The organism is Mannheimia indoligenes (genome assembly GCF_036880405.1).
Lineage (GTDB): Bacteria > Pseudomonadota > Gammaproteobacteria > Enterobacterales > Pasteurellaceae > Mannheimia > Mannheimia indoligenes.
On record NZ_JBAJJM010000004.1, the window covers coordinates 70,563 to 84,434 of the forward strand.

Here is a 13,872-nt window from a genome sequence, read left to right on the forward strand (position 1 = left end):
TTATGAATATTCTCGTTACAGGTGGAGCCGGTTTTATCGGTTCTGCACTGGTTCGCTACCTGATTGAAGAAACCGATCACACGGTTATTAATATTGATAAATTAACTTATGCGAGCAATTTAGCTTCAGTATCTCGTGTTTCATCTGATGAGCGTTACCATTTTGAGCAGGTAGATATCTGTGCAAGCGGTCAAATTTCGGAAATATTTTGCAAATATCAACCCGATGCTGTTATGCATTTAGCTGCGGAAAGCCATGTAGATCGTTCTATTTCTGGAGCAGTTGATTTTATTCAAACTAATATTGTTGGTACTTATTCTTTGCTTGAAGTTGCAAGAGAATACTGGCTAGATTTACCTGAGCCCCAAAAATCAACTTTTCGCTTTCATCATATTTCAACCGATGAAGTATATGGAGATCTTGCATTAACGGATAGTCTATCTACAGAGAATTCCCCTTATGCTCCAAGTAGTCCCTACTCCGCCTCAAAAGCTTCTGCCGATCATTTAGTTCGTGCTTGGCATAGAACTTATGGATTACCAACTCTTATTACAACGTGTTCAAATAATTTCGGACCTTATCAATATCCTGAAAAATTAATTCCATTGATGATTTTAAATGCCTTGCAAGGTAAAAAATTACCTATCTATGGAAATGGCTTGCAAATTCGTGATTGGATTTTCGTAGAAGATCACGTTAGGGCTTTATATCAAGTTTTAACTAAAGGTAAAGTAGGGGAAACTTATAATATTGGTGCTCGTCAAGAAAAAACAAATATTGAGATAGTAAGGGCAATTTGTAGTTTATTAGAGGAGCTCGCACCTAATAAACCTAATAATATAAAATATTATACTGATTTGATTACTTATGTTGAAGATAGACCAGGACACGATATCCGTTATGCACTTAATACCTCAAAAATTAAACAAGAGTTAGGTTGGCAACCAATAGAAACTTTTGACACTGGTATGCGTAAAACAGTTAAATGGTATTTAGAAAATAATGATTCAATTAAAAAGGCAGATGTTTGATCTGCCTTTTTATTTTATATGTTATTTTCTTTTTGTTTCAATAGATGATATAACAAAATCAATACAAAGAAATAAAATATTGAGCCTGAATTATGAGCCAAGAATGACTGGCTCAAAAAAAAGAATGAATGAGCAATAATATGTATTATTCCTAGAACAGCTATACATTTTAACGCAGCATCATTGGTATTTAATCGTCTAACAAAAATACTCAGTGGAATAAATAATACGCCAATTAATGCAGCGAATCCTAAAATACCTCTTTTTACGAAAGACTCTAAATATTGATTATGTAGACTATTGAATTTTAATGTGGTTTTAGCCATTTGTTGAGTTTCTACTTGCTTCTCCTTAAATTTTTCATAACCTGAACTACCGTGTCCTAATATAGGTTTTTCAGAAATGGCGATTACGGCATTTTCCCACATATCAAAACGAGCACCTAAAGAGGTTGTTTTGTCCTTTTGCTCAATATAGCGGGTAATATCCGTTTCTGCTTCATTCAATCTTTGCTGAATACCAAATTCAGGTTTATAAATAAATGATGCTAAAGGAAGGGTTAGCATTAGTATGATTACATAAATAATTTGTTTACGAATATATTTAAAGTTAAAAAATAGAATAAGTAAAATACAGATAGGAAATGCGACCCACCCACCCCTTGCACCTGTTAGAATACTAGCAAGCAGAGCAAAAGCAGAACAGGCAAAATAGAGGATACAAGTTTTAGTTTGCTTTTGTGCAAACCAGTAAAATGCAATTGCGATGCTAAATAGTGCTAATAAGATTGAGATATTACCTGCCTGAATATGCATTGTGTCAGGAAATGGCTTCGGCAAATTAAGTATAAATTTTTGATATATCGCTAAAATTCCAACTACTAACGCTCCAATAGGAATGAAATGAAATAGAATCTCTTTCTTAATCGGGTAAAGCTTAAAGAAAAAAATTAGCGGAATTAATAACAATATTTTACTTGGATTATCAATTTCACGGAAACCATCTCCATTAAAAACTGCTGACATTACAAATGTAAGGAAATAGGCAATAAGTGAGAAAACAAAAAATTTATCTTCTTTGTCAAGCAACCACTTTTGTTTTAATTTAAAGTGATAAAATAAGAAGCTAAGTGTAGCTATAACGCCTAAGGTCATTGGCACATAACTATAGCCTTTTTTAAAGGCTAAAACAGTAACAAAAAATGTAGCGACTAGAGCATTGCAGAAAAGGGCAATGTGTGAGTTGTCTATTTTTTTGAAGCTAAGCTGCATTAAACTATCCTAAAAAACGGAAAAAATTGTTGTTATTTTATACTAAGGGCATTACGGCATCTATCTATTTTTGCGTAAAACTAAAAATTTCCCCTATTCGATTTAGTATGTACAAACTGGATTTAGGGGAGAAAATCTGCTCTTTACTTTGCTTTTTTGTTGAGGTAGAATGCACTACCTTTTTTATTCTATGCCGCCAAAATTGTGTGCGGTTAATAATTTAATCTATTTTTCTGAGGTGATGGCATATGCCAGTAATTAAAGTTCGTGAAAATGAATCATTTGACGTTGCATTACGTCGTTTCAAACGCTCTTGCGAGAAAGCAGGTATCTTAGCAGAAGTTCGTGCTCGTGAATTCTACGAAAAACCAACTACAATTCGTAAACGTGAAAAAGCATCACTTGCTAAACGCCACGCTAAACGTAATTTCCGTGAGAACGCACGCAACACACGTTTATACTAATTAGTTCGCTAATTAGCAAAAATATATCGAAACCGTGATTCCTTTTAGGCTCACGGTTTTGGTGTTTTTAACGTTTCTATTTCAAGCGGTCATTTTTTGGTAAAATTTTACGATAAATTATCCGCTTGTATCATTCAAAGAGCAGGAGGCAATCAATGAAAGGCACAATTCCACGTTCGTTTATTGATGATCTCATCGCTCGTACCGATATTGTTGAGGTCATCAACAGTCGGGTCAAGCTCAAAAAAGCAGGACGAGATTATCAAGCCTGTTGTCCTTTTCATCACGAGAAAACCCCTTCATTTTCGGTAAGCCAATCGAAACAGTTTTATCACTGCTTTGGTTGTGGCGTTCACGGTAATGTCATCACTTTTTTGATGGATTACGACAAATTAGAATTTCCGGAGGCAATTGAAGAGCTTGCGGCTATGCACGGGCTAGAAGTGCCGAGAGAAAATATCATTAGTCGTGATGGTAAACCGCAAGCGAATTTTAAAACCAAGCGTAATCTCTATGAGTTGATGGAGGCGGTAGCGAAGTTTTATCAGCAAAATCTTACCCATCAAATTGAGCCACAAAGTTATTTGCAACAGCGTGGTTTATCGGCGGAGATTATTGAACGTTTTGAAATTGGTTTTGCTCCTAATGCCTTTGATGCGGCATTACGCACTTTTGGGCAATCGCCTGAAGAAACACAAAAATTGCTTGATACGGGGATCTTAACTAAAAATGATAGCGGTCGAATTTACGATAAATTTCGCAATCGGGTAATGTTCCCTATTCGGGATAAGCGTGGACGAGTGATCGCCTTTGGGGGGCGAGTGTTGCCAAATGATGAGCAAGGTGCGAAGTATATGAACTCGCCTGAAACGGTAATTTACCATAAAGGTAGTGAGCTGTACGGTTTATATCAAGCACTCAAAGTGGATGAAAACCCCGATTATCTCTTTGTAGTGGAAGGCTATATGGACGTAGTGGCTCTGGCTCAATTTGGAGTAGATAATGCTGTGGCTTCGTTAGGTACAGCCACTACAGGTGAGCAAATTCAGCAAATGTTCCGCTGCACTGAGCAGATTATCTGTTGCTATGATGGTGATAGAGCCGGACGAGATGCAGCGTGGCGAGCATTAGAAAATGCTCTACCATACTTGCAAGACGGTCGTCAGCTCAAATTTATTTTCTTGCCTGATGGCGAAGATCCGGATACTTTCATTCGCTCGCAAGGTAAAGCCGGCTTTGAGCAATATTTGGCAGAGAATGCCAAATCTCTGAGTGATTTCTTGTTTGATAGTTTACTTGCTGATGTGGACCTTTCCTCAAAAGAAGGAAAATCCAAACTGGCAGCTTTAGCCGTACCGCTGATTAACCGCATTCCGGGTGAAATGTTGCGTGTTTATTTACGTAATATTTTAGGGCAGAAGTTAGGCATTCTTGATCCAACACAGATAGAAACATTATTACCGAATAAAAAAGCAGAAGAGAGAGCGGCTCATCAAGCCGTTAAAATCAAGCGAACGCCAATGCGATTGCTGATAGCGTTATTATTGCAAAACCCACATTTAGTGAAATTTGTGCCGGATGTGAGTTCTCTAAAAGCCTTAAAAGAGCCGGGTTTTGAATTATTAACGGATATTGTAGCGATTTGTCAGCAAAATGCCGGCATTAGTATGGGGGGGGTACTTGAACATTATCGAGAACATCCCCAATATAAAATCGTTGAAACACTCGCAAGTTGGGAACATTTAGTGTTGCCGGAAAATGTTGAAACCACCTTTATTGAAACGCTCGATTTTCTTTATGCTAAATTAGTGGAATTACGAAAAGAAGAGTTAATTGCCAAAGACCGAACGGTGGGTTTAACTGACGATGAGAAAAAAGAGTACGTTTTATTAATGTTTCAATAGTAGGAATACACTGAGTGAGCCCACAACAAGCGGTCAAAAAAAGCATTGCTTTTTAAACGTTGGCTTTGCCAACGGCAGCGAAGCTGCGAACAATCCTTACAAGGATTGTGAGTAAAATTCATAAATTTTTTGCAAATTTACCAAGCCAAGCTGAATTTAGTGGTATAATCCATTACTATTTTTTGCTCGCAAAATAAACGGATAAACTATGGAAAATCAAGCAGATCAACAATTAGAACAGCAATCCCAGTTAGAACTTTTGATTACACAAGGGCGTGAACAAGGTTATTTAACGCTTTCTGAAGTGCACGATCATTTACCTGAAGAGTTAGTAGATGCAGAGCAGATCGAAGATATTATTCAGATGATCAACGATATGGGGATCCAAGTCTTAGAGGTTGCCCCTGATGCGGATGATTTACTCCTTGCTGAAAATATCGCTGATGAAGATGTGGTAGAAGAAGCTACGAAAGTGCTTTCAACCGTAGAATCAGAGCTAGGCAGAACTACTGATCCGGTGCGTATGTATATGCGTGAAATGGGTACAGTGGAGCTTTTAACTCGTGAAGGCGAGATCGATATTGCAAAACGCATTGAAGACGGTATCAATGAAGTGCAATGTGCGATTGCAGAGTACCCGGAAGCTTTAGTCGGACTTTTAGAATGTTACACCCAAGTAGAATCGGGCGAAATGCGTATTTCTGATTTAGTTACAGCCTTTGTTGATCCGAATGCATCAGAGCAAGTTACGGAAGAATTAGAGGTAGATCTTGATGATGACGAAGAATCGGATACGGTAGCCGATGTTGAAGATGACGAAAATGAAGACGAAGAAAGTGATAGCAGCTCAGACAGCAGCGATGACAGCTCAATCGATCCTGAATTAGCACGAGAAAAATTTGAAGCATTACGCAGCCAACACGAGAAAGTGTTGTTATGTATTCAAAAACACGGTCGTACTAACAAAAAATCAAGAGAACAGATCGAAATTTTATCGAATATTTTCCGTGAGTTCCGTTTAGTACCGAAACAGTTTGATTTATTAGTTGCCACTATGCAAAAACTAATGAAGCAAGTGCGTGCGGAAGAACGCCAAATTCAGCGTTATGCGGTTGAATATTCCGGTATGAAAAAGACCGATTTCTTAAAAGCATTCCAAGGGCACGAATTAAGTGAAGCGTGGATTGAAAAAGCGATTAATGCAAAGAAAAATGCTGCACCAAAACTTGCAAATTATGTAGATAACATTCGTGTTAATATCGCAAATTTACAAAATTTAGAACAAACGTCAGGTTTAACCATTGCTCAAATCCGTGAGATTGGCGGTCGTATTTCTAATGGTGAGCTAAAAGCTCGCCGTGCGAAAAAAGAGATGGTGGAAGCCAACTTGCGTTTGGTTATCTCAATTGCAAAAAAATACACTAATCGTGGTTTACAGTTCTTGGATTTAATCCAAGAAGGGAATATCGGTTTGATGAAAGCAGTGGATAAATTTGAATACCGTCGTGGTTATAAGTTCTCAACCTATGCAACCTGGTGGATTCGTCAGGCAATTACCCGTTCGATTGCCGATCAGGCTCGTACCATCCGTATTCCGGTGCATATGATTGAAACCATCAACAAACTTAACCGTATTTCTCGTCAATGCTTACAGGAAATGGGGCGTGAAGCCACACCGGAAGAGTTGGCAGAACGTATGGGAATGCCGGAAGATAAAATCCGCAAAGTATTGAAAATTGCCAAAGAGCCGATTTCAATGGAAACCCCAATCGGCGATGATGACGATTCACATTTAGGCGATTTCATTCAAGACGAAAGCCTTGAATTACCATTGGATTCTGCAACCGCTGAGAGCTTGCGTATGGCAACCAACGAAGTGTTAGAAGGTTTAACACCTCGTGAAGCGAAAGTATTGCGTATGCGTTTCGGTATTGATATGAACACCGACCATACGCTTGAAGAAGTGGGCAAACAATTTGATGTAACCCGTGAGCGTATTCGTCAGATTGAGGCAAAAGCGTTGCGTAAATTACGCCACCCGAGCCGTTCAGAAACCTTACGTAGTTTCCTAGATGATTAATGATTTCCCCTGTGCCTTGTGGTACAGGGGTTTTTGTTTTAAGATGAATGACAAGCGGTTGTTTTTCTTAAATTTTTTACAAGAAGGATAGATATGAAAAAATCACTATTAGCACTTTTAATTAGCTCAGTATTTGTAATTGCGGGTTGTGAAGACGGCAAAATGACACAAACGGTACTGGAAGCCGAAAAACAGATTGTTCACTTAGGCACAGAATTAAAAAATGCTCAGTCAGACTTGGCAAAAAAAGAAGCAGAAGTTGCTAAGCTTTCAGGTGTGAAAGCGGAGAATGAAAAATTAAAAGCAGAACTAGAGAAAGCCCAACAAAACACCGCATTAAACGTTGAGATTGTGAAAATCTTCGATAAAAAAGATGTGATTAAACATAAAGTTGATCCAAAAGAAGAATTTGCAATAGAAGAAAGTACGGTGAGTTCGATTGTTACGCTTCCAAAAACAAATTTTGATTGGCTCAATCAACTGTTGATTAATCAGGCTTATGACTACAATGAAGAAGAGAGTAGAAAGCTGAAAAATCCAACCGAAGAAGAGTTCAAAAAGCACCGTGAAGAGGTTTATCAAGGTTTACTGGAAAGTACGAAAACAGAGCCTACAATTGGCTATGATGAGCATATTCATAGTACTTTTATGGGGCAACGCAATAATATCGCTACTTTTTTGATGACACATTATAGCTACACAGGTGGTGCTCACGGAATGCACCATACGCAATACATCAATGTCGATTTAGCTAAAAAAGCAGTCATTGGCTTAAATGATTTAATCAGCCCAAAAAATCAATCCCAACTGAAAGAGCTCCTTTGGGAAAATTACAGCCGTGAGCGAGTGGATGAAAATGGTAAATATAATGGATTTGGAGATAAAAAAGAGTTCCGTATTTCTGACCAATTCTATTTCACCCCCGAAGGGATTGCCTTTGTTTATCCTCCATACGAATTGGGTGCTTACGCAGAAGGCGATATAGAGGTTGAAGCGGATTGGTATAGTATCAATAAGTTACTTAATTCAGATTATCAACGTGGCGAAAAAGATGGGTTCTTTGCAGAAGAACTGGAGAACTAATTGTAAATTTAAGTTAAAAAACAACCGCTTGTAATCCTTTATTACAAGCGGTTTATTTTTGTGGATATTTTGCAACTTACCCCAACAAAATCCCCAAGCTAAACAACAAATTAGTGATTAATGCCAACCCTGCCATTTGCCCTAGAATTGGGTAGAGTTCTTTAGGATCCTGGTGTAGATAAACAAAACGTGCGTGTTTTGCAAGCAGCGGTACAGCAAGCAAGAAGATGAAGCTGTACCAATGTTCAAATTCCGAAATTGCAAAAATCAGATAAGAAATAACCGCTAGTACCAACAACGCAACGTGGTATTTTCGCCCGTTTTGGCTGCCAATTCGTACAATAAGTGTATTTTTGCCGGCTTGTCTGTCTTGGTTAATATCACGCAAATTATTGATATTTAATACCGCAACCGAGAGTAATCCACAGCCGAAAGCAGGTAGTAAAATTATTGATGGTACACTATGAGCTTGCAGGTAAAACACGCCGATAACCGCTACAAAGCCAAAGAAAATCAGCACAAACAGATCGCCTAATCCTAAATAACCGTAAGCCTTTTTGCCGACGGTGTAAGTGATTGCAGCAACAATGGACACCACACCCAGCCCAATAAAAAAGAACAAGTCTCGAATGCTCTCAAAGGCATAAGCACTTAATGCTACGCCTGAAATAAAAGAGAGCAGACTTAAAATAATCACCGCTTTTTTTAGTTGCTCGCCACTAATTGCTCCTTGCTGAATGGCTCGAAGCGGTCCGATTCGTTCTTTGGTGTCGGAACCTTTCACGTGGTCGCCGTAATCGTTAGCGAAGTTAGAGAGAATTTGTAGCAAGATAGTCGTAATAAAAGCCAATAATGTCGTAATAAAATCAAATTTTCCAGCCCAATGAGCCAGTGCCGAGCCAACAATAATTGATGCCAACGCCAGTGGCAAAGTTTTGGGGCGAGCGGTGCTAAACCAAATCGAAAAAAGGGAATTTTTGTTCATAAATAATATTTCGTTTAAAATAATGAGTAATCTCCGTCATTTTATCAGAAAAAATCCCGATGACTTCTACCCCAAAACAATTAAATCCGATCCAGATCAATCCAATCGGTATTATGCAAAGCCCTTACGATGAAAAATTTTCCGTGCCTCGCCAGCCCAATTTGGTGGCGGAAGGAAAAGGCATTTTGCATCTCCTTCAGCCTTACAACACGCCCGATGCGGTGCGAGGATTGGAACAATTTAGCCATATTTGGCTGATTTTTCAGTTTCATCATATTCCTGAGCGAGATTGGCACGCTACGGTTAGACCACCTCGTTTAGGTGGGAATGAGCGTATCGGTGTGTTTGCCAGCCGTGCGACTCATCGCCCTAATCCATTAGGCTTGTCGAAAGTGAGACTAGAAGAAGTGGTGGTTGAGAACGGCGACGTTTATCTGAAATTAGGCAGTGTGGATTTAGTAAACGGCACGCCGATTTTGGATATTAAGCCTTACATCGCCTATGCGGATAGCGAACCTGAGGCAGTTTCGGGCTTTGCACAAGAAAAACCGGAGCAGAAGCTATCTGTTGTATTTAGTGAAGAAGCCCAACAAGCGGTGGAATTTTGCCAAAACTTTGCAAAATTTGGCATTGAGCAGCCACTTACTTTTATTCGTGATGTGATTGCACAAGATCCTCGTCCTGCTTATCAACAAGGGAAAGTATCGGATAGAATTTATGGTATGAACCTTGCGGGCTATAATATTCGCTGGAAAATAGAACAAGGTGAGCAAGTGCTCGTCCTTTCGATTGAGTAAATGAACTTTCTGAAGGTAGGAATATCTAATAAGTGAATTTTATACCTTTAAGGACTGATTATGAAATTGAAAAATTTTCTCACAATTCTACCGCTTGCACTAACAACGGTAACGGCTTTTGCTGAAACGGCTACCACAGAGGCAGCACCTGCCGGTACGGTTGTTTCGGTAGAGAAAAAACAAGCCTCAAACTTTAGTTTTTCAACCAAAGTAACTCGTAGCGTTGAACAAGATTTAATGCAGGCAACGGTTTATAGCCAAAAATCAGGGAAGTCATTATCTGAACTGAAAAAAAATGTTTCGCAAAATTTGAATCAAGTACTGGAACTGGCAAAAAAACACCCTGCTATTGAGGTACAAGCGGAAGGCATTAGCAATAACGCCAATTACAATAACAAAGGGAACATTGACGGTTGGCAAGCTTATGGTAGTGTGAGCTTGAAAAGTAAAGATTTCAACGCTATGGCTGAGGTGTTAGAAAATTTAGGTAAAGACGTGGCAATTCAATCTATTTACTTTGGTGTATCGCCTGAGAAAGTTGCATCATTGGAAGAAGAGATGCTACTTGAAGTCATTAAAAAATTCCAAGATAAAGCGGAAGTTATTCAAAAAGCTTTAGGAGCGAAAAAATATCGACTAAGTATGGTTAATCTGCAAACACCAAGTGATGGCGGTTATGAGTATGGCTCTCCTCGTATGGCAAGTGCGATGTATGCAGCAGAACAAGCAGCAATGGGGAAATCAGCAGATATGCCGTTAGAAGCAGGTAAAACGACAATTTCGGCTGTTGCTTCGGGCAGCGTTGATTTTGAATAGAATTGTATAGATTTGTATAGACTTGTATTTTTACTTTAAATTTAAGAATAAATCTGTCTATACTATTAAGCATTGATATGAGTATTTATGGTTTATCATAATACTCATATTTTTATTTAGTTATTTATTGGCATTTTTGGAAAGCAAAACGCTTATGTGTTGTTCACCCTAATGGGTAAGGATTAAAAATGAAAAAATATTTTGCTGAATTTTTCGGTACATTTTGGTTAGTGTTTGGTGGTTGTGGTAGTGCGGTATTAGCGGCGGGGATCCCTGAGCTAGGTATTGGCTACACAGGGGTGTCATTAGCCTTCGGTTTAACAGTATTAACAATGGCGTATGCAGTAGGGCATATTTCTGGCGGTCATTTCAACCCGGCGGTGTCAATTGGCTTATTAGTGGGTGGTCGTTTTAATGCGAAAGATCTAGTGCCTTATATTGTTGCTCAAGTTATTGGTGCAATTGCAGCCGGTGCGGTGCTATATACTATCGCTTCAGGTATCCCAACTTTTGATGCTACCGCTGGTTTTGCAAGCAATGGCTATGGTGAGCATTCTCCGCACGGCTATAGCTTAATGGCAGCGTTACTAATTGAAGTAGTATTAACGGCATTCTTCTTAATGATTATTATGGGGGCAACAGACAGACGTGCTCCGGCAGGTTTTGCCCCGATTGCAATCGGTTTAGGTTTAACCTTAATCCACTTAATCAGTATCCCGGTAACTAACACTTCTGTAAACCCTGCACGTTCAACAGGTGTGGCGTTATTTCAAGGAAGCTGGGCGATTGAACAATTATGGTTGTTCTGGGTTGCTCCGATCGTAGGTGCAATTATCGGTGCATTAGCTTACCGTTTCATCGCTGATGAAAAATAATTTTAGCTAAAGTTCTATGCAGTCCTAGCCATTATTGGTTAGGGCTGCTTTTTATTTATATGAAGGATTAAGAATGAAAATGTTAATTAAATTAGGTAGTGTGATTTTTGCAGCAGTACTGTTAAGTGGTTGCTTAGTTACTTCGGTTGTGGGTGGCGTAGTCGGTACGGCGGTAGATGTTGTTGATGCTGTAACCCCTGATATTGTCGATTAATAACTATTACAAGCGGTTAAAATTCGCTGATAGATTGCAAATATAAAATAAAGCGTTACAATGGCTTGTTATTTTTAACTAAACGTGGATAAAGGATTCAATATGAAAATCACAAAAGATTTAGTACCAAGCATTGCTTACCAAGTGCGTACCCAAGACGGCGTATTGGTTGATGAAGCTCCGGTAAATCAACCCTTAGAGTATTTGCACGGTCATAGCAACTTAGTGGAAGGTTTAGAAAAAGCCCTTGAAGGTAAAGTGGTTGGCGATGTATTTGAAGTACGTGTAAAACCGGAAGAAGGTTATGGCGAATATAATGATAATATGGTTCAACGTGTGCCAAAAGACGTATTTATGGGCGTAGATGAGCTAGAAGTAGGTATGCGTTTTATTGCAGATACAGACTTAGGTCCATTACCTGTTGTGATTACTGAAGTGGACGGCGATGAAGTTGTGGTTGATGGCAACCATATGTTAGCCGGTCAAGAGTTATTATTCTCTGTAGAAGTAGTTGGCGTGCGTGAAGCAACCGCAGAAGAAATTGCACACGGACACGTTCACGGTGGACACGAGCACGGTTGTGGTTGTGGCGGACACGATCATCATCACGATCACGAAGGCTGCTGTGGCGGACACGATCACGACCATCACCATAATCACGGTGGTTGTGGTTGCGGCGGTCATCACTAATTCTTATTTCTCCCTCCTTTCTGGAGGGAGATCTATTTTAAAATACCGATTAAAGCTAATGGTAAGCGGTCCAATTTCTTAGAAAATTTACCAATGTCTTTATAAAAATATAACCTTTCAAATGATGAGTGAAACCAAACAAAACGAATCTGTAGATTATTTGCGTTCGATTTTAAGCTCGAACATTTATGATCTCGCCCAAGTTACCCCTCTGCAAAAAATGGAAAAACTGTCTGAACGTTTAGGCAATAATGTGTTTATTAAACGTGAAGATCGCCAGCCTGTGCATAGTTTTAAATTGCGTGGTGCTTTTGCAATGATTTCTAATCTATCTAAAGCACAAAAAGAAGCCGGTGTGATTGCCGCTTCCGCAGGTAATCACGCTCAAGGTGTGGCACTTTCAGCAAAACATTTAGGTTTAAGAGCCTTAATTGTAATGCCACAAAATACCCCGGCAATTAAAGTAGATGCGGTGCGTGGTTACGGTGGTGAAGTGTTGCTTTATGGTGCAAATTTTGATGAAGCCAAAGCAAAAGCGATTGAGCTTTCAACTGAATTGGGTATGACCTTTATTCACCCGTTTGACAGCCAGGCAGTAATTGCAGGGCAAGGCACTATCGGTTTGGAATTAGTGCAGCAAAAGCCGGATTTAGACTATATTTTCATTCCTGTTGGTGGTGGTGGATTAATTGCAGGCATCGCAGTATTCATTAAGCAAGTTTTACCGAATATTAAAGTGATTGGGGTAGAGTCAAAAGATTCAGCCTGTTTATATCACGCCTTGAAAAACGGTCAGCCAACCGATTTAGAGCGTGTGGGCTTATTTGCCGATGGTATTGCGGTTCGTCGTATTGGCGATGAAACCTTCCGCTTGTGCCAGCAATATGTTGATGATGTTGTATTGGTGGATAATGATGAAATCTGTGCTTCAATGAAGTTGATTTTTGAAAACGTGCGGGCAATTTCAGAGCCATCGGGGGCAACTTCACTGGCTGGTTTGAAGAAATATGTGAAACAGCACCAATTACAAGAAAAGAATTTAGCTTGTATCCTTTCCGGGGCGAATGTTAATTTCCACACGTTGCGTTTTGTGTCTGAGCGTTGTGAAATCGGCGAAAAACGTGAAGCCTTGTTGGCGGTAACGATTCCTGAACAGAAAGGCAGTTTCCTAACTTTCTGTGAGATTTTAGGCAATCGTGCGGTAACTGAGTTTAACTATCGTCATTCCGATGATCAAAATGCGTGCATATTTGTTGGCGTAAGAATTTCCGGTTCGGCAGAGAAGTTAGAAATCATTAAAGAGCTACAGCAAAATGGCTATGATGTAACAGATCTGTCTGATGATGATATTGCTAAAACCCATATTCGTTATATGGTTGGTGGTAGAGCTGCTTCTATCAAAAATGAACAGCTATATAGTTTTGAATTCCCGGAACAGAAAGGGGCGTTACTGAAATTCTTGCAAATGCTCACAAATTGGGATATTTCTTTGTTCCATTACCGTGCTCACGGGGCAGATTATGGTGATATTCTCGCTGCATTTGCACTAAATCAAGGCGATGAAGTAGAATTAAATCAACATTTAGAACAGCTTGGCTATCGTTTCCAAAATGTTAGCAATAGCCCTGCATATCAATATTTTTTGAAGTAAAAGTTAGGAAT

At 39.2% G+C, this 13,872-nt stretch carries 13 protein-coding genes; 11 read left to right on the forward strand and 2 right to left on the reverse strand.

All coding sequences use genetic code 11. The annotated features are described in order from the left end of the window. Positions 1-2 precede the first annotated feature (2 nt). A complete protein-coding gene (gene rfbB, locus V6W77_RS02975; RefSeq protein WP_334253737.1) occupies positions 3-1,031 on the forward strand; it encodes a dTDP-glucose 4,6-dehydratase in 1,029 nt (342 codons plus the stop codon). Between the two features lie 14 nt (positions 1,032-1,045). On the opposite strand, the gene V6W77_RS02980 is transcribed toward rfbB, so the two are convergent. Continuing rightward, positions 1,046-2,302 carry an O-antigen ligase family protein gene (locus tag V6W77_RS02980; RefSeq protein WP_334253738.1) on the reverse strand — a complete coding sequence of 419 codons (1,257 nt, stop codon included), beginning with the start codon at positions 2,300-2,302 and terminating at the stop codon, positions 1,046-1,048. 248 nt (positions 2,303-2,550) lie between these two features. Here V6W77_RS02980 and rpsU point away from each other — a divergent pair, with 248 nt between their 5' ends. The 4 genes from rpsU (at position 2,551) to V6W77_RS03000 (ending at position 7,833) form a co-directional block, all read left to right on the forward strand. Further along, entirely contained in the window at positions 2,551-2,766 is a 216-nt protein-coding gene (rpsU, locus tag V6W77_RS02985; RefSeq protein WP_006252283.1) for a 30S ribosomal protein S21, read from the forward strand. 155 nt (positions 2,767-2,921) lie between these two features. Beyond that, on the forward strand, positions 2,922-4,670 hold the full coding sequence (gene dnaG / locus V6W77_RS02990; RefSeq protein ID WP_334233706.1) for a DNA primase: 1,749 nt from the start codon (positions 2,922-2,924) through the stop codon (positions 4,668-4,670). A 208-nt stretch (positions 4,671-4,878) separates the two neighbouring features. Then, positions 4,879-6,750, forward strand: coding sequence for an RNA polymerase sigma factor RpoD (gene rpoD / locus V6W77_RS02995; protein ID WP_025236691.1), 1,872 nt, complete (start codon positions 4,879-4,881; stop codon positions 6,748-6,750). 93 nt (positions 6,751-6,843) lie between these two features. Beyond that, positions 6,844-7,833, forward strand: a complete 990-nt coding sequence (locus V6W77_RS03000; protein ID WP_334253739.1) for a DUF3298 domain-containing protein — start codon at positions 6,844-6,846, stop codon at positions 7,831-7,833. 76 nt (positions 7,834-7,909) lie between these two features. Here the strand turns inward: V6W77_RS03000 and V6W77_RS03005 are convergent, their stop codons facing one another. Next, complete coding sequence (locus V6W77_RS03005) at positions 7,910-8,818, reverse strand: 1,4-dihydroxy-2-naphthoate polyprenyltransferase (RefSeq protein WP_334253740.1); 909 nt, start codon at positions 8,816-8,818, stop codon at positions 7,910-7,912. Positions 8,819-8,877: 59 nt separating this feature from the next. On the opposite strand from V6W77_RS03005, the gene tsaA reads away from it, so the two are divergent. From tsaA to ilvA, 6 genes are all read left to right on the forward strand, one after another. Next, complete coding sequence (gene tsaA / locus V6W77_RS03010) at positions 8,878-9,615, forward strand: tRNA (N6-threonylcarbamoyladenosine(37)-N6)-methyltransferase TrmO (protein ID WP_334253741.1); 738 nt, start codon at positions 8,878-8,880, stop codon at positions 9,613-9,615. Between the two features lie 60 nt (positions 9,616-9,675). Then, positions 9,676-10,431, forward strand: coding sequence for an SIMPL domain-containing protein (locus V6W77_RS03015; RefSeq protein WP_334253742.1), 756 nt, complete (start codon positions 9,676-9,678; stop codon positions 10,429-10,431). 188 nt (positions 10,432-10,619) lie between these two features. Beyond that, complete coding sequence (gene aqpZ, locus V6W77_RS03020; protein WP_334233716.1) at positions 10,620-11,306, forward strand: aquaporin Z; 687 nt, start codon at positions 10,620-10,622, stop codon at positions 11,304-11,306. A gap of 73 nt (positions 11,307-11,379) precedes the next feature. After that, positions 11,380-11,520, forward strand: a complete 141-nt coding sequence (locus V6W77_RS03025) for a hypothetical protein (RefSeq protein WP_200865312.1) — start codon at positions 11,380-11,382, stop codon at positions 11,518-11,520. A gap of 102 nt (positions 11,521-11,622) precedes the next feature. Continuing rightward, positions 11,623-12,210, forward strand: coding sequence for a peptidylprolyl isomerase (gene slyD / locus V6W77_RS03030; RefSeq protein ID WP_283386850.1), 588 nt, complete (start codon positions 11,623-11,625; stop codon positions 12,208-12,210). Between the two features lie 124 nt (positions 12,211-12,334). After that, positions 12,335-13,861, forward strand: a complete 1,527-nt coding sequence (ilvA, locus tag V6W77_RS03035) for a threonine ammonia-lyase, biosynthetic (protein ID WP_428981769.1) — start codon at positions 12,335-12,337, stop codon at positions 13,859-13,861. The last annotated feature ends 11 nt before the right edge of the window (positions 13,862-13,872 follow it).